This is a genomic window from Arthrobacter crystallopoietes (genome assembly GCF_002849715.1).
Taxonomy (GTDB): domain Bacteria; phylum Actinomycetota; class Actinomycetes; order Actinomycetales; family Micrococcaceae; genus Crystallibacter; species Crystallibacter crystallopoietes.
In genome coordinates this window covers 3,202,544-3,220,482 of record NZ_CP018863.1, presented here as the reverse complement: position 1 = coordinate 3,220,482, position 17,939 = coordinate 3,202,544, and the positions used below count along the sequence as shown (strand labels likewise).

The window sequence follows — 17,939 nt, the reverse complement described above, 5'->3', positions numbered from 1 at the left end:
CCGCAGGAGGGATTGCCATGAAAGCAGAAGCCGCTGGTGCAGGCCATTACGAGAGCCATCGGGACCATCCGGCACGGCCCACCAGGCTTGGCGGGGTGAAAATCGGCTCCGCTTTCTTCGGTTGGATGACAGCCACCGGCATTTTCGTCCTGCTGGCCGGACTCGCCGCCGCGATCGGCGCCCTCTTCGGCGTCGCCGACAGCGCTGACCCGAGCACCATTGCCCAACAAGCGGGACAAGACCTGCGGAGCGTCAGCATCATCGGTGCGGTGATTCTCGCGGTCATCATCTTCCTCGCCTACTTTTCGGGCGGCTACGTCGCCGGCCGCATGGCGCGCTACGACGGAGCCAGACAGGGTGTGGCCGTCTGGCTTTGGGCCGTCGTCGTCGCAGGGATCATCGCCGCGCTCGGAACCGTGACCGGCACGGTGTCCGGAGCGCAGCTGGACGTCCCGGCCCTCCTTGCCAGCTTCCCCGGGGTGCCGCTCGACGAGGGGACAATGACAACCGGCGGAATAGTGGTGCTGATCGGCATCGCACTGCTCTCGCTGGTGGCCGCCGTACTGGGCGGCAAGGCCGGTATGCATTACCACCGCAAGGTCGATCAGACCGAGGCCAGCGGCTACGCAGATTGGAACGCCGACGGCAACGCCTGACTCGTAAGAACATCGCGTCTGTCCAGCCGCTCACGGCCTTCCGGGATGCGGCCGCTGTCACTCGTAATCGGGGCTAAAGATCCTGGCCTTGTAGAAGCGAGCATCGGACCAGCCGCGCTCGGCGGTGGGCTTCCCGAGGACCTTGCCGATGCTGACCTTGGTGCCCATCTCACCGGTGTCAGGTGAACCCACCACCCAGATGTACTCCTTGGTGACGGGGTGACGGGCGATAGATTTGACCCGCCCCTTGGCCCAGATCGGCTTGCTGATGACTTTGTCCCTGTTAACGTCGTAGCGGTAGACACCCTTGCTGTCGGTCAGGAGTAGGTGACCTCGGTTGGTGTAATCGGGTTGGAGGTCATGACCCATCTTGGCGCCGGGATGGTCAATCATTACCTCGCGCCAGACGTCGAGATCGGTGTTCCGGCCAGCTCCCCTGACCTTGTAGCCGACAAGCCGGCCGTCACCGAGTACCCATAGCACTCCTTGGGAAACCTTGTTTTTGGTGCGCGGATCCCAGAGGATGCCGTGAGCGCCAGGGAAGCTCCAGGAGTTGACCTTCTCGTAGCTGTCGAAGTCATCGATCTTTTTCGGGTTCTTCGGGGAGTAGAGCTGGAGGTTCTTCCCACCCTTCGAGCTGGCGGTAAGAATTGAGCCGTTATGCGGGATCCGCTCGATGGAGTGCGGGTTGTCGTCCGGGTACGCTTGCCAGATCAGATCGTTATCGGAGTCGGTGTGCTCGCGGCGCTTGATGTCGACGATTCCAGCGGCACCGCCGGAGGCACAGACCAGCGCGATCCGCCCCCGCCCCTGGGTCTTGCGGATCTTGACATCGGACAGGTCCGCCCACCAGGCAGTACCAAACCAAGGCTCCTTGCCGGTGAAAGACCAGATCACCGCATCGTCGTTCCAGCGTTTCGCGCGCCTGTCGTAGATCCGCACTGTCTTCGAGTTCTGGTCGACCACTGCAAGGTGGTAGCCAGCAGCAGCCTCGGCGGGACTGCCGGTCAAGACCGCAGCCGGTCCGAGGACAGCGCCCGCCGCCAGGCCCCTGAGCACGGTGCGCCTGCTCTGCATGGTCTGATTGCCTGAAATTACCATGGTTCACCCCGCGGGAATGTCGGATTTTCCGACGCCGGGTGACGCCGGACACTTTTTCCACCATGGGGTAACTGTTCGAGGAAGTCTAGTGAAAGCGTCCGTTTCGGCCTCGCGGCATGCAAAGTACGACGACGGCGGGTGATCGTCTACGCGGCCGGTCAAAAGCCCGCGGTAGGCTGCGATGCGGGGTCCTGTACGAGCTTCATCGACACGAGCTCGCGGAAGCCGGCACGTCGGGCGAAGCGCACCTTCCGGCGCTTGTACACGCTGAAGCCGAGCTTGGCGTAGAGGCCGAGGGCGGGTTCATTGGTGTCCTTGATGTCCTCAAGCACGTACTCGCGGTACCCGGGCTGAGCCAGCAGATGGCGCAGCAACGCCGTCCCGACGCCGCGACCCTGGTGGGCCGGCTCAGTAGCGACGAACCCGATCTCGGCAAGCCCCGGCCGGGCACCGTCGGAACCACCCATAAACCAGCCGCCGATCACCGCGTAGCCGAGCAGCCCGCGAGCCAGCCCGAGGTGACGCCGGCTAACTTGCCGGTGTCGCGCGAGAACGTCACGAAGTCCTCCGAGAAGCTGCGCACATAAACCTCGGCGATACGTCGCCGGTATCCCTTCTTTATCGCTGGCGGCCCCGGCCTTGCCTAACCGAAGCGGACCGGCAACGTTTGGTAGCGCGTCCAAAGCGGCAGCGGTTCAATTGTGAGCTCGCAGCGGTCAACAGCCAGCCGCAGGTTGGGATTGCGTTCGAACAGGATGCCCAGCGCCACCCGGGTCTCCAAGCGTGCGAGATTCGCCCCGAGGCAGTAGTGCACCCCGTGGCCGAACGCGAGGTGGTTATTCGGGCGGCGGTCAATATCGAAACGATCCGGGTCCTCGAACACTTCCGGGTCGCGGTTGGCGGCCTGAGTCAGCGGCACGGCTGACGCCCCTGCCGGAATGGTGACGCCGTGCCAGACCACGTCTTCCGTCGCGGTAACCGGTTCGGTCCCCCCGACCGGACTGTTGTAGCGCAACACTTCGTCGACGGCGCCGCGCCAGAGTTCGTCGTCGTCGGTCGCGGAGCGCAGCCGCGCAAGCTCATCCGGGTGGTCAAGCAGTGTGACGACGGCGTTGGTGATCAGGTTGTAGGTAGTCTCGTATCCCGCGGTGATCAGCAGGAACGCCATGGCCACCAGCTCGTGCTCGTCGAGACGATCGCCTTCTTCTTCGGCATGGATCAGACCGGTCAGGATGTCCTCGCCAGGCTCGGTCCGCTTATGTTCGATCAGCTGACGGACGAGTTCGGTCATCTCGTTGACTTCCCGGACCCAACTGTCCTGGCCGTAGTCGAAGCCACCGGCGATTAGTGCCTGCGCGCCCTTTTGGAAGCGGTCCCGGTCGGCGTGCGGAACCCCCATCATCTCGTTGATTACGGTGGAAGGGATGGGCAGCGCGAACTGCTCGCGCAGATCTGCGGTCCCCACCTGTTCGAGCCGGTCAAGCAGGCCGTGGGCCAGCTCGGCCACCCGTTTACCGATCCGGGCAATCGCCCCCGGCGTAAACGGTTTGACCACGAGCATACGCAGCCGCCGATGAGCCGGATCGTCCATCATGATCATGCTGTAGGTCGTCAGCAGCTTCAGCGGTTCCCGCGCCGCCTCCGGGAACTGCTCCAGGAAGCCCGGACCGTTCCCGCCCGGCGAGCGCTGGAACCGCTCGTCGGTCAGCAGTGCCCGGCAGTCCGCGTGCCGGGAGACCATCCACACGTCCTGGTCGCTCACATACGCCAATCGTCCGCGGTAGACAGGGGCGTTTTCCCGCAGCCATGCGTAGTGGGCATAGGGGTCGGCCAGGAACTCCGGGCTCCCCACCATGATCGGATGTCTGACTACGTCTTGAGGAGTTGTCATGGTGACTCCCGGAAATAGCTTTGAACGCGTCTGCTGGATGGGTATCACCATTGTGGCCCCGGGCCCTCCTGGTTCCAAGGGCGAATGTGCTGAAGCCTGCCCCAATTGCAGGCCATGCGTATGGTACGTTTCTGGCGTGGCTACGACACCCCGCAAGGGCGCGCTCTTGCTCGCCGGCGCGATTATCACGGAGGTAGCGGGCTCGCTGTCGCTTAAGGGTGCCTTGACCACCCCTCTGCTCTACGCCGTGGTTGTGGTTGGCTACGTCGCCGCCTTCGTGTTGCTGGCCGCTGTTCTCCGCACCGGCATGGCTATCGGCGTTGCATACGGCATCTGGGGCGCCACCGGAGTTGCGCTCACAGCGGTCATGTCACTGATCATTTTTGGCGAGCCCCTCACCCTGCTGATGGGGATTGGCATCCTCGTGATCATCGCCGGGGTGCTGTGCGTCGAACTGGGCTCCCAGGCGGCTCACAGGGGGCCCGCCGAAGTGAACAGCGAAGTGGCCTGATGGCCTGGCTGTTCCTTATCGGTGCGATCATATTCGAAGTCGCCGGTACGCTCTCACTGCGCATGGCGGTCACCGCAGCAAAGCGCTGGTACATCAGCGTGGTCGCCGGCTACCTGCTCGCCTTCAGCTTGCTTGCGCTTACGCTCGCCAACGGCATAGCTCTGGGCGTGGCTTACGGGATCTGGACCGCAGTCGGCGTGGCCCTCACCGCGGTGCTCGGCAGATTCCTGTTCGACGAGCCCTTCACCTGGCTGATGAGTCTCGGCATTGTTCTCATCATCGGCGGTGTGCTGCTCATCGAACTGGGCAATCCCGCCCATTAGCTATGGAAGAACGACGGCGACGACCAGCGGAACCTGCGCGGTCAGCACCACCCTCCGTCTAACCCCGGCTCGTCGCGAGGGGCGAATCCAGCCGCGTGAGGAAAGCTGTTGTCGTCCACTCTAGGAATGTAGCTGCCGCCGCATCGAGAGCCTGCAGCATCTCGGGCAACACAGGATTCGTGTCCGATGCACGACGTACCGCATAAATCCTGCGGCGTGGAGGATCGCCGACCAACCGATGCATGCGGATATTTCGGTCAATTCCCAATGCCAGCGCCGGCACCAGAGCGACGGCCAGCTGTTCGCTGACTAGCCCCCGGATTACGTCAAAGTCCTTACTATTGAAGCGGATCCTGGGAGCAAAACCCGCTTCCGCACAAAGGATCCCCAGTACCTGCTCTCCGTCGGAGCCGGTTGCGCTGGTCGCCCAAACTTCCTCGGCGAGGGACTCCAGCGGAATCCTTTCGTCCTTCACAATATTGGGAACGCCCTGAAGAATCACCAATTCCTCGTCCAGGACAAGACGGTATTTCAATTCTGGGTGCCGGTCCACCGAGAGTACCGCATACTCGTAAACGATCCCCAGGTCGACTTCCCCACTGAGGATGGCGTTCGGCAAGTCCGCTGATTCGAGGTCTTCCACGAGTAACTCAGTTTCCGGTTGCTTGTCGAGCAGCCGGGATATGGCTTTGGGCAGCAGTTGCGCTGCAACAGTCCCGGAGGCGCCAATTCTCAGCCGGCCGCGAGCTCCGTGAGCGTAGGACTGCATGTCATCTTCCGCCTGGGCGAGCTGCTTCAGCAGTACTTGGGCGTGCTTTGCCATGGCCAAACCCGCCGGCGTGGGCCAGAGATTACGTGGGCCTCGTTCAAAGAGGGCCACGCCAAGTGCCTTCTCGAGAGCGGCAATCTGTTGGGAGACCGCCGAAGTAGTGTAACCCAGCTCCTTAGCAGCCGCGCTGTGCGAACCGGATTCGAGTACCGCCTGTAAGGTCCGAAGGTGGACAAAACTGTTGGTACTGGTCATCCTCTGCATTCCGGCCTCCATGATTCACTCCCACTGCCTCATCGGGACGCGTTCAAAAGGTCCAGGCAAAGGGTCGTTGAATCATACACTGGCAGACCGGACACATCCCTGACTGCTGCGGCGTACGGCGGCAGGTTAGTGCATTCCAGTACTACTGCCCGTACCTCAGGTCGTCGCCGCAGCATGGCTTCAGTGACCGCAGCCACCTCCCGCTCCACAGCGCGTTCGTCCAGGTGTACTTTGCCCTCGATAATAGCGGCAGTAAACGCCGGGCTTGAATCCATGCCTTCCACGGCAACGGGCATACCGGAGCACCCTGCAGCCGTGAAGTGCCGTTTGGTCAAACTTGCTGCTCTTGCGGTAATGACTCCTACCTGCCCATGCAGCCTCTCGGCTCCGGGAATCTGCAGCAGGCTCGAGGCGGCGAATGGCACTGAGAGCTGTGCCTGGATCTCTGCTTGATAGAGGGATAGGAAACCGCAGCTCGTGGAAATGGCTTTAGCACCCCGCTGCTCGAGAAGCCGGCCTGCTGCAATGAACTCTCCGATTAGCGCCGGGTCCGGATCCATAACAACTCTCCGCACGGACGCGGTCGGCACTGTTTCATAAAGGACCGGAAACGGAAACGTAGCGGGATTCCCGATATCTCCTACCGGACGACGGAAATTCGTCGCGAGCATAAGGACTCCGAGCATCGCTAAATGAACCAGACCAGCAAGCCAACAAGAAGGAAGTAGATGGAATTCGGCAGGGCCAGGATCATAACCTTGACGGGGTCGACTTTGGTGTTCAGCGCCGATCCGACCAGACCGCAGACCACAAAGGCTGTCAGTCCAACCGGCGGCATGTTTTGTCCCGCCGCAGCGATGTGGGATGCGCCGAGTGCAGCGTTGACCGGGTCCACCCCGAGGCCAACCAGGATGGGGCCGAGGAATGTGACGAGCACCGTCTGGGCTGCGGTCTGCGAGCCGGTCAACATACCGATGGCAACTATTCCAGCCGCTCCTCCAAGTTTCAGCTCGGGTCCGGCTAGTGATTCTGCCGCGGCGGCTACCATGTCGACGGCTCCCACCGCATAGAAGATGCCAATCATTGCTGCTGCACAAAGCTGGATCTGAATGGTTCCGCTGACCTTGCTCAAACCTGTCGTAACCGTACCCAGAGTGTCGCGCCGGACGCTCTTGAACAGAAAGCTGACCGCGATGGCGACGATGATTGCCATGACCACCGGGAAGGCGATGCCCTTGAGCACCGGAATGCTTCCCAGCCACGACGTGGTTGCGGCCAGTGGAGGAATCTCGGTAAAAACGTCGAACCCGAAGCCGGATTTCGCTACCACGATAACGATCAGGACCGCGAGAGGAATCAGGGTCTTCCATCGTTCCGCCATGAGTTTCATGAAGGCTTTGGATCCGGTGGCATCGAGGGACCCGAATCCTGAAGCCGACGATCCCGCTGGCAAGCTCTTTGCTGGCCCCGATGCTGCTCCGGCCCCTGAGCCCATCGGAAAAGACCCTCCTACAGTCTGTGCTGCGGGGGTAAGTTTGGCACCCGTCCCGCGCTTCGCGCGGACGAACCGGAATGACTCAAATATGGCGAAAAGGGCTCCGCCGCCGACCGTCAGGTAAGCAATATTGGTCACCGGAGTCGGGTCTATTCCAATCAGGGAAGCTGACAGGAAGACGCCTTGGGAAATGGGCGGCATGATGGAGCCAATGGATGCTCCCAGGAGGATCATCATACCGATCTGAACGGGCTTGATTTTCAGTTCACTCAGCGCGTGGATCACCAGGAAGCCGATCACCGTTGCCGCAGCAATAGCATCGCCCAGCAATGAGCCGGCAAGAATCAGCGTCACGAAGACGGCTGCGATCAATCCCCGCGGAGATTTCCCGAACAGCGCCCGCAATCCGAAGAGAGTTGTTTCCATGGCCCCCAGCCGGACCTGCGCCTCTGCATAGATGCTGCCAAACAAGGACAGGGCGATCACCCAGGCGAGGCGGTCGGCTCCATCGACGAGGGCATTGACCCATCCCATGGGAGCGAGTCCGCCGATAAGCCCGGCTGCTACTGCCGCAGTCAACAGGGCGGCACGGATGTCACCGCCGATCCAGGGGATCTTCTTGATGAGGGCTATGGCGAACAGCAGTACCAGTGGAACGATGACGACAAGCATGTGTGGCTCCTCGATCGAGCGGTGTATTAAGAGTGAACGGATCCAGCGAAGCGGTTTATCGACAATGCGCCCAGAAACGGGTCAGGGCTCGCTTTGTCGTCGAGGAGATCCCGGACCAGGACTCCAGTGATCGGGGCGAGGGCGATTCCGTCGCCCTCGTGGCCGGCAGCGATGATGTAGCCATCAACTTCCGGCGCTCGGTCAATAATCGGCAGTCCATCGCCGGTGTATGGGCGGAAGCCTGTCATCGACCGGATGATGCGCAATTGCGCAAGCAACGGCACAATCCTCGCCGCATGACGGGCAATGGCAGCCATGATCTCCGGGCCCTGCGGCTTGTTGAAACCGGTAAATTCCCTGCTGCCGCCGATCAGCAGGTTGCCCGAGTCGGTCTGGCCCAGCGACAGGCCTACGCCGTACGGAGGGGTACTTCCGGCCTCGACCGCGGCCAAGTGCTTTGCGGCGATGTATTGGGCGCAGAGCATGCTCCCATTGACCAATGGTTCCACGGCCTCGGATATCAAAATGGTTCCTCTACGCGGCTGCACCGGAACACATACGCCGGCCAGTTCGCCAACCCGGGCCGCGAAGGGACCCGCCGCGTTGACCACCAGATCAGTCGATATGCGGCCGCGGGTAGTGTCGGCGGAAATGACCCGGCCGCTTACTACGTTGATAGCGGTGACCTCACAGTGCGTCCGGACTACCGCACCGCATCGTGCCGCGGCCCGGTAGAGCGCTGTGTTGAGTGCGAGGGGATTTACTTCCGCGTCATCGGGGCTGTAGGACGCACCCAGTACGTGCTGGGCGAGGCAAGGCTGGCGCTCGCGCGCCGCATCCCTGTCGAGCAGCGACACCGAGATGCCGGCCTCTTGCTGCCGTTCAACGAAATCGCGCATGAACTCAAGATGCTCGGGCGTTTCAATCACGACCATGCCGCCGTCGTTCTTCAACTCAAGGTCGGCATCTAGTTCAGCCTCGAGGGAGTCGTACATGCGACGGCTGGCCAAGGCGAGCTCCATGTGGATTCCGGGCCGTTTTGACTGGAGGAAGATGGCTTTGTCACAGGAACCGGACGCACCTGAACCGGGCCCGTTCTGCTCCACAAGCACGACGCTGCGCCCTTGTTCAGCAAGGCGGAAGGCTATCGAAGCACCTATCACTCCGGCGCCTATCACCACCACATCTGCCGTCATCATGAGTAGACCTCCGGGCTCATGGCCGGCCTCCTGCCGACAGTATTCGCCCAAGCTTCCGTGGCCCGGCGCCTGCCTTGGAGGATGTCGGGCTGGAAGGTTATGGGACTGGTTTCCCTGGCTTGGCCGACCCCGCTGGCCGCGAGGGTCACCGCTGCTGCATCGAGCAGGCCCAAACGGGCTGCCGCGGCGCAACCGGCCAGAGTTCCCTGGGCCATCGCAATTTTGGCCCCCTCAATACCGGTGATGTTTCCGGCCACGAAGAGGTTCTTTAGGGAGGTCTCCATCTCCGGACTGTGAAGCGGCACCTGTCCACCCAGTTCGTCAATCCGCTCGATAGAGCAGCCGGCAGTCAGCTCCTGCACCGGATACAACCCGCCGGAGAGGCAGACACAGTCCACATCCACGAATACGGAGCGGCCTGTTGGCCTGCCTATGCCGTCAACGTCATCTATCCCGACACCGGTTACGCGGTCGTCTCCGTGTATCGAGCTGACGCGTTGACGAAGTTTCAGCTTCGCTCCGAGGACGGGGATCCCGGCTTTCGGATAGAGAGCTCCGGCGATTTTCCGCATGGCCGGCACTCCAGCTAGCTTGGCGCCGGCGCGCAGGAAGGCATTGGGAGCCAAATCGGCCATCCCGGCCAAGTAGCCAAGGGTGTACCGGGGATTACCTTTGTCCTTGCTGAACAGATCGGCAGGAGGAAGGTAAATCCCAACTACCTCGGCGCCGGCCATAGTGAGCTCATGGGCAACGGTGAGTGACAAAGGATCAACACCGACGACGGCGACGCGCTTCCCTGGGAGAACCCGATAGTAGTTCGTGAGGGTCTGGGCGGCGCCGATGGTCATTGCCCCCGGCAGTGTCCATCCTGGAATCGGCAGTGCCCGCTCTGCTGCTCCCGAGGCCAGGACTACGCAGGAGGCAGTTAGCGTTTCTCCGCCGTCGAGAGCGAGTTTCCACTGCGGGTACATCCCCCACACTTCCCGGCGTTCCAGCAATTGGACACCGGCGGTTGCCGCGCGGTCAGCGAGCTGTACAGCAATTTCCTTGCCGATCCACCAGTTTCCATTGGACTCCTGGTGGAGCTGTCCCAGCAGTCTGCCCCCAGGTGCAGGATTTTCATCGATGACCGTGACACGGGCGCCGGCTTCAGCCGCGGCGATCGCGGCCGACAGGCCCGCCGGGCCAGCGCCCACAACGGCGACGTCGGGAGAGATCATGCTTCGGTTTCCGGCTGGGTCTGGCCGTGCGACTCCACGGTCATCCCGTCGACAACCGGCGTAATACACGCTCGCACGCTCGCCGCGCCGTCAACGGTGACGCGGCACTCATAGCAATGCCCGATGCCACAATAGATGCCCCGGGGCTCCTGACCTAGACGGGAATAGCGAAGGGTTCTGACATTGCTGGCCAAGAGCGCGGAAGCTATGGAATCTCCCTCATTAGCAGGAAAGCTCGTGCCATTGAACTCGAATGAGATGGCACTATCCCTCAGAGTGCCGAGGACCGGATGCTCGCTGATGCGTTTCATTCTGCGACGCTCCGCTCCGGCTTCGAGACGACATTCATCAGGTCGGCCATGGCAATGGGCCGGATCGGTTGGTTTCTGGGCAGCCCTGCATCGTTGCTCAATCCGCGGCCGGAGGCGTCCGCGATCGCCATCAGAAGAGGCATACAAGTGCGTCCTTGGCAGATTCCCATACCCGCGCGGGTCTGCAGCTTGAGTTCCCGGAGCGAAACGGAAGTGTCTGGCACGGTCAGACACTTTTCTATCTGACGGAGCGTGACACCTTCACACCTGCAGATCGTCGGGTCGTTCATGTTGCCTGCCGTTCATAAAAAGTTGTAGAGCGTTCCATCTAATTTCCAGCAAACGCCGGTTGTGAACAATAGGCCGAGTTACAGAAGGAATCCACCGTGCTTGCAGAAAATCTTTCGCTCAAAGGCCGCTACTTGCGTGAAATATATGGTCAGCTTTGTAACGTGATTTACTACTCGACGTTGCCTTCAACCTGAGGAGCCGGATGACTGCGAACTGGGCGGAAGACAGAGTGAAAGTCGCTCCTAACCATTGGCTGGACATCGCGAGGCCGACTTCTGCTCTGTCCCTCATCACCACGGTTGACGCAGCTGGATCGATGAATGCGGCGCCCTTCGCCACGCTTGTGCGTGTCAGTCAGGATCCCTTGCATCTAGCCTTTACTGCTGCAGAAGACAGCGACACCTGTGCCAACATCAGGGCAACGGGAGAGTTCGCAGTGAACTTCATACCGTTTGAGGAAGAGCTGCTGAAGCAGGTTCTCGTCGCCGCCCACCCCTGGCCGGGCGGTGTCGACGAGATTGCCCAAGCAAGGCTTACGGCCTTTCCCGCCATCAAGATCGCGCCGCCGCTGTTGGCGCAATGCTACGCACATCTCGAACTCGAGGCTGAGTGGATCAAGCTCTGGTCAGGCCGTTGCATGATTGTGGGTCGCGTGGTGGCTGTCTCCGCCCGGGCCGATTGCCTTGATGACAACCAAGAACTCATCTGGGAGAAGACACAGCCAGTGCACTTCTGGGGAAGCAAGCGCGGACCTTCGTTCTCCCAAATGGGCGCACCTGTGACCGTCCTGCCCGATTGAGCAATAGCTCTCTAGGCCTGCTCTTCCAGAACCTCGAACGCATGCTCACCGTTCACGTCATAGTTGATTACGCGAGCTGTGAAGCGGCAATCGCGCCGACCAAGGTATCCAGCGGTTTTTCATAGCGTTCGCGAACGATATCTGCGTGAAGCCAAGTATCGACAGTCGCGACAGAACCGAGTTGACGGAGCCCGCCAGCGATACGGTTGAACTCCCCCAGCGACGCCACCCCCACCGTTGCAATCAAGTTGTAGTGCCCGAAACATTTCACTATGAACTCGGCACCCGGCACACCCTCGAGATACCGGACTGCCTCCTCGATACCGGAGGTGCTGAGACCAAACCCGAACGCCATGGCCTGGGATGTATCTGCCCGACGCCGGATAGCGCCGATCTGCATGACATTGGCATTGATCAGCTTGAGTACCCTTGTTCGGCAGGCGCTCAACGACAGTCCTACTGCCGCCGCCATTTCGGCGAAGGATGCACGGCCATCACGTTGGAGAAGATTCATCAGCCGCAAGTCGTACTCATCCAATTCCAGATCCATCAGCTTTGGTTCCGCCCCCAGGAAGAAGCTACGGATGACCCGCTCATAGACGGTGACGTTGACGGAAGCGACTTGAGGCAGGGCACGAATCAACTCAGTCTGCTCGTACATAGAAGCCAGCGTTGGCATACGCAGTTCAGCTGCCAGATGATACGGGCCAGTCGTCTGGGAGATGAAAACCGGACTCTCCATGGCTTCCATTGCTTCGAGCACAGGAACCGGATCCCCAGTCAGCTGAACGGCAACATGCGCGAGACAGTTTAGCCCCAGTACACGCGGGTGTACGGCAGCAACGATCCGTATCTCTCCTGACTCCAGCAGAGCATTCACATGAGCGGCAACTGTCGCGCGGTTGGTATCCAAGGCCTTGGCCAGTTCGCTGAATGAGGCGCGCCCGTCTTGCTGCAGGTGCCGCACTAATCGCTCTTCAAGATCGCCCATCCACTGTTTATATCAACTAACTTTCAGCTTCACCAGCAAATTTATTGTCAGAACGCGAATCTACGTGCCTAACGTCGCAAAATTGATAGGTAAACTCATCACTTAATTCGTAGAAATGATGCCCAACAAAAAAACTGCTTGACGGATGGTGGCAAGTGTCACAGAATCATCTGCATACCGTTCAGCGGGCGCCTGTCAGCAAATAGTCGCCCACTACCTGTACCCAGGAGATTTCCATGCGTAAGTCGATCTATTCCACAGTTGCGGCGTCAGCAGCGTTGCTGGCGCTGGCAGGCTGCGGATCTTCCGCCGGCGGCGAAGGAGCCGCTGCTTCCTCGGAGAATGCACCGTCCGGACTCGTCAACGACGGTCAGGCAACGCTGTGCATCGATCCCGAATACCCGCCCCTTGAGTACTACTCGGACGGCTCGGGCGGTGACATCATCGGTTTCGACGCCGATGCAGGCCGAGCTTTGGCCGAGCACTGGGGCGTTGAGGTGAAGTTCGAGGTCACCGCGTTCGATGGCCTGATGCCGGGATTGCAGACACGGCGTTGCGACATGATTCTCGGCGGTCTTTACATGAGCGAAGACCGGCTTCAGGTCGCTGATGCTGCACCGGTCATGAATGCAGGTCCGGCGGTCCTCACAGCACCGGCAAAGGCGAGCGAATTGGCCACCCCTGCGGACCTCTGCGGACTGACCGTGGCCGCACAGGCCGCCTCCAGCAACGCGGCCAGGATCCAGGCCCTCGGCGACGAGTGCGAGGCTGAGGGCAAAGATGCACCGCGCTTGACGGAATACCCCAAGACGGCCGAGACGGTCCTCGCAGTCCTCAACGGCAAGGCTGACGCTCTTGTCGAAACGAACGTCGCGGCTTCATACATGGAGACGCAGAACGAAGGCAAGCTGCAGGTTGCTCCCGGCGTATTCGAGACCGATACCCAGTTCGGCGTCTTCAGCCGCAAGGGTGATGAGCTGACTCCTGCGATCGCCGAGGGGCTCAAGGCACTGTACGAGAACGGAAAGCTGGCTGAAATCGCCAAGAAGTACAACCTCGATCCCGCAATCCTCGACGTCTACTGATCCCGCTGATGGGAGCGCTGGCACATTCATCGGCGCTCCCATCCATGAGGAAGTGAAATCATGCTGTTCGATCCCGATATCTTTTTCCAACAACTGGTCAGCACCGAATACATGTGGGGTGCGCTGATCTCAGTGGCGGTAGCAGTACTGTCGCTCATCCTTGCCACCGTCATCGGATTCTTCCTTGCGCTTGGCCGAACCTCCCGCAGGAAGACTTTCCAGGCACCGGCCAGCATCTATGTCTGGTTTTTCCGCGCCATTCCCGCGCTCCTGGTTCTGCTGATCATGTGGAACGCCTTGCCGCAGATCATTCCCGCCCTGCGCCAGGACTGGTTCACCCCGTTTATTGCGGCCTTCGTCGGCCTTGGACTGGTCGAAGCGGCGTTCATGGCGGAAATTGTGCGTTCTGCCCTGTTGAGTGTGGATGAGGGCCAGGCTTTGGCCGGCCGCGCGCTGGGTATGTCGCCGACGAAGGTGATGCTCAAGATTACTCTCCCCCAGGCCATCCGGATTGCGCTTCCTCCTACCGGAAACGAGTTCATTGGGCTGGTGAAGTATTCGTCCCTGGCCTCGGTCATCTCCCTGCGGGAGTTGCTGACCACCGCGCAGGTCGGCGTTAACATCACCTTCCGCTACGCCGAGTACTACGCCGCGGCGATCATCTACTACCTGATCATCGTGACGCTGCTGACCCTGGCCCAGAATGCCTTGGAGAAGAAGTTCGCCTGGACCTCGAAGGCGAAAGTAAAGAAGAGCCGCGTTCTGGCTCCCGCCGCGAAAGCAGGCCTGTGATGACCCAAAGTGCCGAGATTGTTCAGGAGGCCGCTGTCGTGGACCAGCCCATCCTGCAGGTCAAGAACCTGCACAAGTCGTATCAGGGGCAGGAAGTGCTCAGGGGCGTCGAGTTCGATATCCGCAAAGGCCAGGTCAAGGCGGTCCTGGGCCCGTCGGGGTCAGGTAAATCAACGATGCTCAGGCTCATGGCACTGTTGGAGCCAGCCGACGACGGCTCCATCCAGCTCCGAGGCGAAACCATAGGCACGAAGCTCCAGCATGGGCGTACCGTCCACCTGCCCGAGCGCTTGTTGGCCAGGCAACGGCAGGAAATCGGCATGGTGTTCCAGAAGTTCAATCTCTTCCCTCACTTGTCGGCTGTTCGGAACGTGATGCTGGGCATGACCTCGGTCAAGGGAATCTCACACCATGCGGCGCGGGAACAGGCCATGGAGATGCTGAACCGAGTCGGACTGGACCACCGCGCGGAGCACTACCCCTCGGAGCTCTCCGGCGGGCAGCAGCAGCGCGTCGCCATTGCCCGGGCCCTGGTTCTGAACCCGTCGGTCATGCTCTTCGACGAGCCCACCTCCGCGCTGGATCCGGAGCTGGTCGGCGAAGTCCTCGACGTGATGGAAAAGCTCGCAGCCGACGGCATGACGATGATCGTGGTCACGCACGAGACACGTTTCGCCAGCCGTGTGGCCAGTGAGGTGAGTCTGTTCGACGGCGGCGTGATCATAGAGCAGGCCGCCCCCGACCAATTCTTCAATAACCCGCAGCACGAACGCACAAGGAAGTTCCTGAGCCATGTCCATTGAGAGCCACGAGCAGTACCGCCCACTGGCTGTCTACACGGACATGGACGACACCGACTTCGCTGCCGGTGCGAGCCTCCTCGAGGCGGCGGGATTCGACGTGCGCTACGCGGACAGCCAGGATCCTGCAGTTATCGCCCGTGAAGCAGCGAAAGCCACGGCTCTCCTCGTCGGCTATGCACAGATCGACGCAGACCTCATGGACAAGCTGCCGAATCTGCGCATCATCGCACTCATGTCCGTTGGCTACAACAATGTGGACCTTGAGGAAGCCCGCCGCCGCGGCATCTGGCTGACGAACATTCCGGCCGCGGCCATCGAGGAAGTGGCCACCCACGCATTGGCTCTGGCCTTGGCGGCCGTCCGCGATCTCCCCTTTTTCGCCCAGGCTGTAAACAACGGCGAGTGGAACATCCGCAATGACCGGGCGCCTCTGCGGTTGAGCAGCCGCCGGCTCGGGCTGGTAGGACTTGGCCGGATCGGCCGCCGTTTCGGCCAACTAGCCTCCCCCATCTTTGGAGAGGTCATCGGCTACGATCCCATGCTCCCGGATTCACCGGAAACGGAGGCGGAGCTCAAGGCGGCAGGAATCAGGCGCACCGGGCTGGATGAAGTCCTGGAGAACTCGCATGTGCTCTCGCTCCATGTACCGCTGACCCCGGAGACGGACCAACTGATCAATGCGGGGACCATTGGACGGATGCCCGCCGGCAGCTTCCTGGTCAACGTCAGCCGCGGCCAGTTGATCGACGTCGAGGCAGTGGTTGAGGCGCTCAATTCCGGGCACCTCGCCGGGGTTGCCGTGGACGTGCTGGAGCAGGAGCCTCCGGCTGCCGACCATCCGCTGGTGGCCCATCCACGCGCGCTGGTGACTCCGCATGTGGCCTATTTCTCGGACCACACCGATTCTGAATACGTCCGGCAACAGGCCCAGAACGTGGCTAGCTGGTACGCCACCGGCACTCCGGACACCCCCATCTTTCCGCTGGAACCGGCCCGGATCTAGTCCGCCGGCAAGCACCCTACAGGAGCAACATCTTGCGCAAACTCAAGCATTTCGAACAACAGTCCTACGGCCATGTTCCCGTGATCGTCACTGCCCGAACCATCCACACGCTCGCAGACGACGGACAGGCACCTGAGGCGATGCTGGTCCTCGGCGGGAACATCGTCGCCACGGGTTCCCTCGAGCACTGCCGGGAAATCGCCGCCAACGTCTCCACTCTGGAACCGCAGCTGCAGGACTTCGGCGATGCCGCCGTCGTTCCCGGTTTCATCGATCCGCACGCCCACCCGCTCATGCTGGGACAGATGATGAGCTGGGTGGACTGCGGCCCGGGCAAAGCCGGGAGCATCCCGGAGATCGTGGCACTGCTTCAAGCTGCCGCCCGCACCACTCCGGCCGGACAGCCGGTGCGTGGTTACGGCTACGAACACCGCAACCTCGCCGAAGGCCGCCACCCCACCCGCCATGAACTGGACCAGGTGGCCACGGACCGCGAGGTTTACCTGATGAACGCCTCCGGACACGGCGGCGTGGTCAACTCCTACACTTTCGAACTGCACGGAATAACCAGCGCGACGCCGGATCCGAAGGGCGGGGTGTTTTTCCGGGACAACGACGGCGAGCTGACCGGCGAGCTCTCGGACGCTGCCTGCAACATCCTGACCGGCCTCGAGGGCGTGAAGGTAGGCCACCACGGCCCGAACTTCCACCTTGCCGATGAGCCCGCTGAGCACCTGCGCCAGCTGCGCGCTGCGCAGGATAACTTCCTGGCCGGCGGCGTGACAGCCATCGGCGACTGCCAGGTGTCCAAGCGCGAGTTCGACATGTACCTGCGGCTGGCCGAGGAAGACCAGCTCAAGACCCGTGTCAGCATGTACCTGCTCTCCCACCTGCTTGATGACGCGCTGGACATGGGTCTGCAGGGGCAGTTCGGCAACGCCCATCTGAGCTTCGCCGGCATCAAGTTCTACGCCGACGGCACGCTGGGCGGCTGGACCGCGTACTTCCCCGACGGCTACGTGGGCGATCCCTGCCGCACCGGCCAGCTCTACCATGATCCGGCCGACTACGCCGACCTGATCCGCAAAGCCCACCTTGCCGGGCTCCAGACGGCCACCCACGCCCAGTCCCCCACCGCACTGGAGATGGTCATCTCCGCCATCGAGCAAGCCCAGGCAGAACGCCCGGACGCGGACGCCCGGCACCGGATCGAGCATTGCGGCCTGCCCACCCCGGACCAGATCCGGCGGATGGCGGCCGCGGGCATCTACCCGGTAAACCAGCCGCAGCACTACTACAACTGGGGCGAAGGGGTCACGGCCGCCATCGGCACTCCCGGCGAGCGCTTCAACCCGCTGGGCGAGTTCATCGCCGAAGGCGTTACAGTGACGCTGAGCTCGGACGCCCCGGTGGCGGAACCGCGTCCCCTCGAGGCCATCCAGGCAGCCGTCACACGCGTGACCCGGCTGGGCCACCGGCTCGGCGCCGACAGCCTCCGCATCTCTGCCTACGATGCACTGGTCGGCCATACCCTCAACGGTGCTAAGGCGCTCGGCCGCGAGGACGAGCTCGGTTCGCTGGAGGCCGGCAAGCGCGCGGACTTCGCCGTACTCTCTGCCGATCCACTGGACGTGGCTCCGGAAGAGATCCGCGACATCGCCGTGCTGCAGACTTGGATCAACGGCGTCTGCCAGTACGCCACCCCGTCGGCTGACGCAGCAGAAGCAGCAGGCGCCCAATTGACCGCTACGGCATCGGCTTAG

General features: G+C 61.7%; 20 protein-coding genes and 1 pseudogene. 9 read left to right on the top strand and 12 right to left on the bottom strand.

All coding sequences use genetic code 11. The features are described 5' to 3' along the window. Positions 1-17 precede the first annotated feature (17 nt). Positions 18-656, top strand: coding sequence for a hypothetical protein (locus AC20117_RS15070; protein ID WP_074699005.1), 639 nt, complete (start codon positions 18-20; stop codon positions 654-656). 57 nt (positions 657-713) lie between these two features. On the opposite strand, the gene AC20117_RS15065 is transcribed toward AC20117_RS15070, so the two are convergent. The 3 genes from AC20117_RS15065 to AC20117_RS15055 all read right to left on the bottom strand — a co-directional run bounded on the left by AC20117_RS15065 (position 714) and on the right by AC20117_RS15055 (position 3,648). After that, complete coding sequence (locus tag AC20117_RS15065) at positions 714-1,733, bottom strand: DUF6528 family protein (protein ID WP_139186719.1); 1,020 nt, start codon at positions 1,731-1,733, stop codon at positions 714-716. Positions 1,734-1,915: 182 nt separating this feature from the next. Continuing rightward, positions 1,916-2,224, bottom strand: a complete 309-nt coding sequence (locus AC20117_RS15060; RefSeq protein WP_236777323.1) for a GNAT family N-acetyltransferase — start codon at positions 2,222-2,224, stop codon at positions 1,916-1,918. Positions 2,225-2,400: 176 nt separating this feature from the next. Then, entirely contained in the window at positions 2,401-3,648 is a 1,248-nt protein-coding gene (locus AC20117_RS15055; RefSeq protein WP_074702817.1) for a cytochrome P450 family protein, read from the bottom strand. Between the two features lie 136 nt (positions 3,649-3,784). Here AC20117_RS15055 and AC20117_RS15050 point away from each other — a divergent pair, with 136 nt between their 5' ends. Both AC20117_RS15050 and AC20117_RS15045 read left to right on the top strand, forming a co-directional pair. After that, positions 3,785-4,159 carry a DMT family transporter gene (locus AC20117_RS15050; protein WP_074699009.1) on the top strand — a complete coding sequence of 125 codons (375 nt, stop codon included), beginning with the start codon at positions 3,785-3,787 and terminating at the stop codon, positions 4,157-4,159. Next, the gene (locus tag AC20117_RS15045; protein WP_074699011.1) at positions 4,159-4,482 is read left to right on the top strand and encodes a DMT family transporter; all 324 of its coding nucleotides are present in this window, start codon (positions 4,159-4,161) and stop codon (positions 4,480-4,482) included. The genes AC20117_RS15050 and AC20117_RS15045 overlap by 1 nt, the downstream gene beginning before the upstream one ends. 58 nt (positions 4,483-4,540) lie before the next feature. On the opposite strand, the gene AC20117_RS15040 is transcribed toward AC20117_RS15045, so the two are convergent. From AC20117_RS15040 to AC20117_RS24340, 8 genes and pseudogenes are all read right to left on the bottom strand, one after another. After that, positions 4,541-5,527 (bottom strand): LysR family transcriptional regulator, encoded by a 987-nt coding sequence (locus AC20117_RS15040; protein WP_083339507.1) that lies wholly within the window; start codon positions 5,525-5,527, stop codon positions 4,541-4,543. A gap of 17 nt (positions 5,528-5,544) precedes the next feature. Next, entirely contained in the window at positions 5,545-6,186 is a 642-nt protein-coding gene (locus tag AC20117_RS15035; RefSeq protein ID WP_158300475.1) for an aspartate/glutamate racemase family protein, read from the bottom strand. A 17-nt stretch (positions 6,187-6,203) separates the two neighbouring features. Next, positions 6,204-7,682 carry a TRAP transporter large permease subunit gene (locus AC20117_RS15030; protein ID WP_074699017.1) on the bottom strand — a complete coding sequence of 493 codons (1,479 nt, stop codon included), beginning with the start codon at positions 7,680-7,682 and terminating at the stop codon, positions 6,204-6,206. A gap of 26 nt (positions 7,683-7,708) precedes the next feature. After that, entirely contained in the window at positions 7,709-8,881 is a 1,173-nt protein-coding gene (locus AC20117_RS15025; RefSeq protein WP_074699019.1) for an NAD(P)/FAD-dependent oxidoreductase, read from the bottom strand. Next, on the bottom strand, positions 8,878-10,101 hold the full coding sequence (locus AC20117_RS15020) for an NAD(P)/FAD-dependent oxidoreductase (protein WP_074699021.1): 1,224 nt from the start codon (positions 10,099-10,101) through the stop codon (positions 8,878-8,880). Before AC20117_RS15020 ends, AC20117_RS15025 begins: the two co-directional genes overlap by 4 nt. Then, positions 10,098-10,412 carry a (2Fe-2S)-binding protein gene (locus AC20117_RS24350; RefSeq protein WP_074699023.1) on the bottom strand — a complete coding sequence of 105 codons (315 nt, stop codon included), beginning with the start codon at positions 10,410-10,412 and terminating at the stop codon, positions 10,098-10,100. Before AC20117_RS24350 ends, AC20117_RS15020 begins: the two co-directional genes overlap by 4 nt. After that, positions 10,409-10,555: a hypothetical protein gene (locus AC20117_RS24345; protein WP_236777322.1), complete on the bottom strand. Its 147-nt coding sequence runs from the start codon at positions 10,553-10,555 to the stop codon at positions 10,409-10,411. The genes AC20117_RS24350 and AC20117_RS24345 overlap by 4 nt, the downstream gene beginning before the upstream one ends. A gap of 39 nt (positions 10,556-10,594) precedes the next feature. Beyond that, a pseudogene (locus AC20117_RS24340) lies at positions 10,595-10,702 on the bottom strand (hypothetical protein); the annotation flags it as partial. 203 nt (positions 10,703-10,905) lie between these two features. On the opposite strand from AC20117_RS24340, the gene AC20117_RS15005 reads away from it, so the two are divergent. Next, positions 10,906-11,502: a flavin reductase family protein gene (locus AC20117_RS15005; RefSeq protein WP_074699028.1), complete on the top strand. Its 597-nt coding sequence runs from the start codon at positions 10,906-10,908 to the stop codon at positions 11,500-11,502. A 67-nt stretch (positions 11,503-11,569) separates the two neighbouring features. Here AC20117_RS15005 and AC20117_RS15000 read toward each other — a convergent pair whose 3' ends face one another. After that, complete coding sequence (locus tag AC20117_RS15000; protein WP_074699030.1) at positions 11,570-12,493, bottom strand: Lrp/AsnC family transcriptional regulator; 924 nt, start codon at positions 12,491-12,493, stop codon at positions 11,570-11,572. Between the two features lie 236 nt (positions 12,494-12,729). On the opposite strand from AC20117_RS15000, the gene AC20117_RS14995 reads away from it, so the two are divergent. From AC20117_RS14995 to AC20117_RS14975, 5 genes are read left to right on the top strand one after another with little or no spacing between them, the layout of a single operon-like run. Further along, the gene (locus tag AC20117_RS14995) at positions 12,730-13,578 is read left to right on the top strand and encodes an ABC transporter substrate-binding protein (RefSeq protein ID WP_074699032.1); all 849 of its coding nucleotides are present in this window, start codon (positions 12,730-12,732) and stop codon (positions 13,576-13,578) included. A gap of 60 nt (positions 13,579-13,638) precedes the next feature. Beyond that, positions 13,639-14,370 carry an amino acid ABC transporter permease gene (locus AC20117_RS14990; RefSeq protein WP_074699034.1) on the top strand — a complete coding sequence of 244 codons (732 nt, stop codon included), beginning with the start codon at positions 13,639-13,641 and terminating at the stop codon, positions 14,368-14,370. Beyond that, positions 14,370-15,173 carry an amino acid ABC transporter ATP-binding protein gene (locus AC20117_RS14985; RefSeq protein ID WP_074699036.1) on the top strand — a complete coding sequence of 268 codons (804 nt, stop codon included), beginning with the start codon at positions 14,370-14,372 and terminating at the stop codon, positions 15,171-15,173. The genes AC20117_RS14990 and AC20117_RS14985 overlap by 1 nt, the downstream gene beginning before the upstream one ends. Continuing rightward, entirely contained in the window at positions 15,163-16,176 is a 1,014-nt protein-coding gene (locus tag AC20117_RS14980; RefSeq protein ID WP_074699038.1) for a C-terminal binding protein, read from the top strand. Before AC20117_RS14985 ends, AC20117_RS14980 begins: the two co-directional genes overlap by 11 nt. Before the next feature lie 32 nt (positions 16,177-16,208). Further along, complete coding sequence (locus AC20117_RS14975; RefSeq protein ID WP_074699040.1) at positions 16,209-17,939, top strand: amidohydrolase; 1,731 nt, start codon at positions 16,209-16,211, stop codon at positions 17,937-17,939.

Bases quoted from the DNA above. Each gene is read 5' to 3' on its own strand.
- AC20117_RS15070 (WP_074699005.1), top strand. From the start codon at position 18: ATGAAAGCAGAAGCCGCTGGTGCAGGCCATTACGAGAGCCATCGGGAC.
- AC20117_RS15065 (WP_139186719.1), bottom strand. From the start codon at position 1,733: ATGCAGAGCAGGCGCACCGTGCTCAGGGGCCTGGCGGCGGGCGCTGTC.
- AC20117_RS15060 (WP_236777323.1), bottom strand. From the start codon at position 2,224: ATGGGTGGTTCCGACGGTGCCCGGCCGGGGCTTGCCGAGATCGGGTTC.
- AC20117_RS15055 (WP_074702817.1), bottom strand. From the start codon at position 3,648: ATGACAACTCCTCAAGACGTAGTCAGACATCCGATCATGGTGGGGAGC.
- AC20117_RS15045 (WP_074699011.1), top strand. From the start codon at position 4,159: ATGGCCTGGCTGTTCCTTATCGGTGCGATCATATTCGAAGTCGCCGGT.
- AC20117_RS15040 (WP_083339507.1), bottom strand. From the start codon at position 5,527: ATGGAGGCCGGAATGCAGAGGATGACCAGTACCAACAGTTTTGTCCAC.
- AC20117_RS15035 (WP_158300475.1), bottom strand. From the start codon at position 6,186: ATGCTCGCGACGAATTTCCGTCGTCCGGTAGGAGATATCGGGAATCCC.
- AC20117_RS15030 (WP_074699017.1), bottom strand. From the start codon at position 7,682: ATGCTTGTCGTCATCGTTCCACTGGTACTGCTGTTCGCCATAGCCCTC.
- AC20117_RS15025 (WP_074699019.1), bottom strand. From the start codon at position 8,881: ATGATGACGGCAGATGTGGTGGTGATAGGCGCCGGAGTGATAGGTGCT.
- AC20117_RS15020 (WP_074699021.1), bottom strand. From the start codon at position 10,101: ATGATCTCTCCCGACGTCGCCGTTGTGGGCGCTGGCCCGGCGGGCCTG.
- AC20117_RS24350 (WP_074699023.1), bottom strand. From the start codon at position 10,412: ATGAAACGCATCAGCGAGCATCCGGTCCTCGGCACTCTGAGGGATAGT.
- AC20117_RS24345 (WP_236777322.1), bottom strand. From the start codon at position 10,555: ATGCCTCTTCTGATGGCGATCGCGGACGCCTCCGGCCGCGGATTGAGC.
- AC20117_RS15005 (WP_074699028.1), top strand. From the start codon at position 10,906: ATGACTGCGAACTGGGCGGAAGACAGAGTGAAAGTCGCTCCTAACCAT.
- AC20117_RS15000 (WP_074699030.1), bottom strand. From the start codon at position 12,493: ATGGGCGATCTTGAAGAGCGATTAGTGCGGCACCTGCAGCAAGACGGG.
- AC20117_RS14995 (WP_074699032.1), top strand. From the start codon at position 12,730: ATGCGTAAGTCGATCTATTCCACAGTTGCGGCGTCAGCAGCGTTGCTG.
- AC20117_RS14990 (WP_074699034.1), top strand. From the start codon at position 13,639: ATGCTGTTCGATCCCGATATCTTTTTCCAACAACTGGTCAGCACCGAA.
- AC20117_RS14985 (WP_074699036.1), top strand. From the start codon at position 14,370: ATGACCCAAAGTGCCGAGATTGTTCAGGAGGCCGCTGTCGTGGACCAG.
- AC20117_RS14980 (WP_074699038.1), top strand. From the start codon at position 15,163: ATGTCCATTGAGAGCCACGAGCAGTACCGCCCACTGGCTGTCTACACG.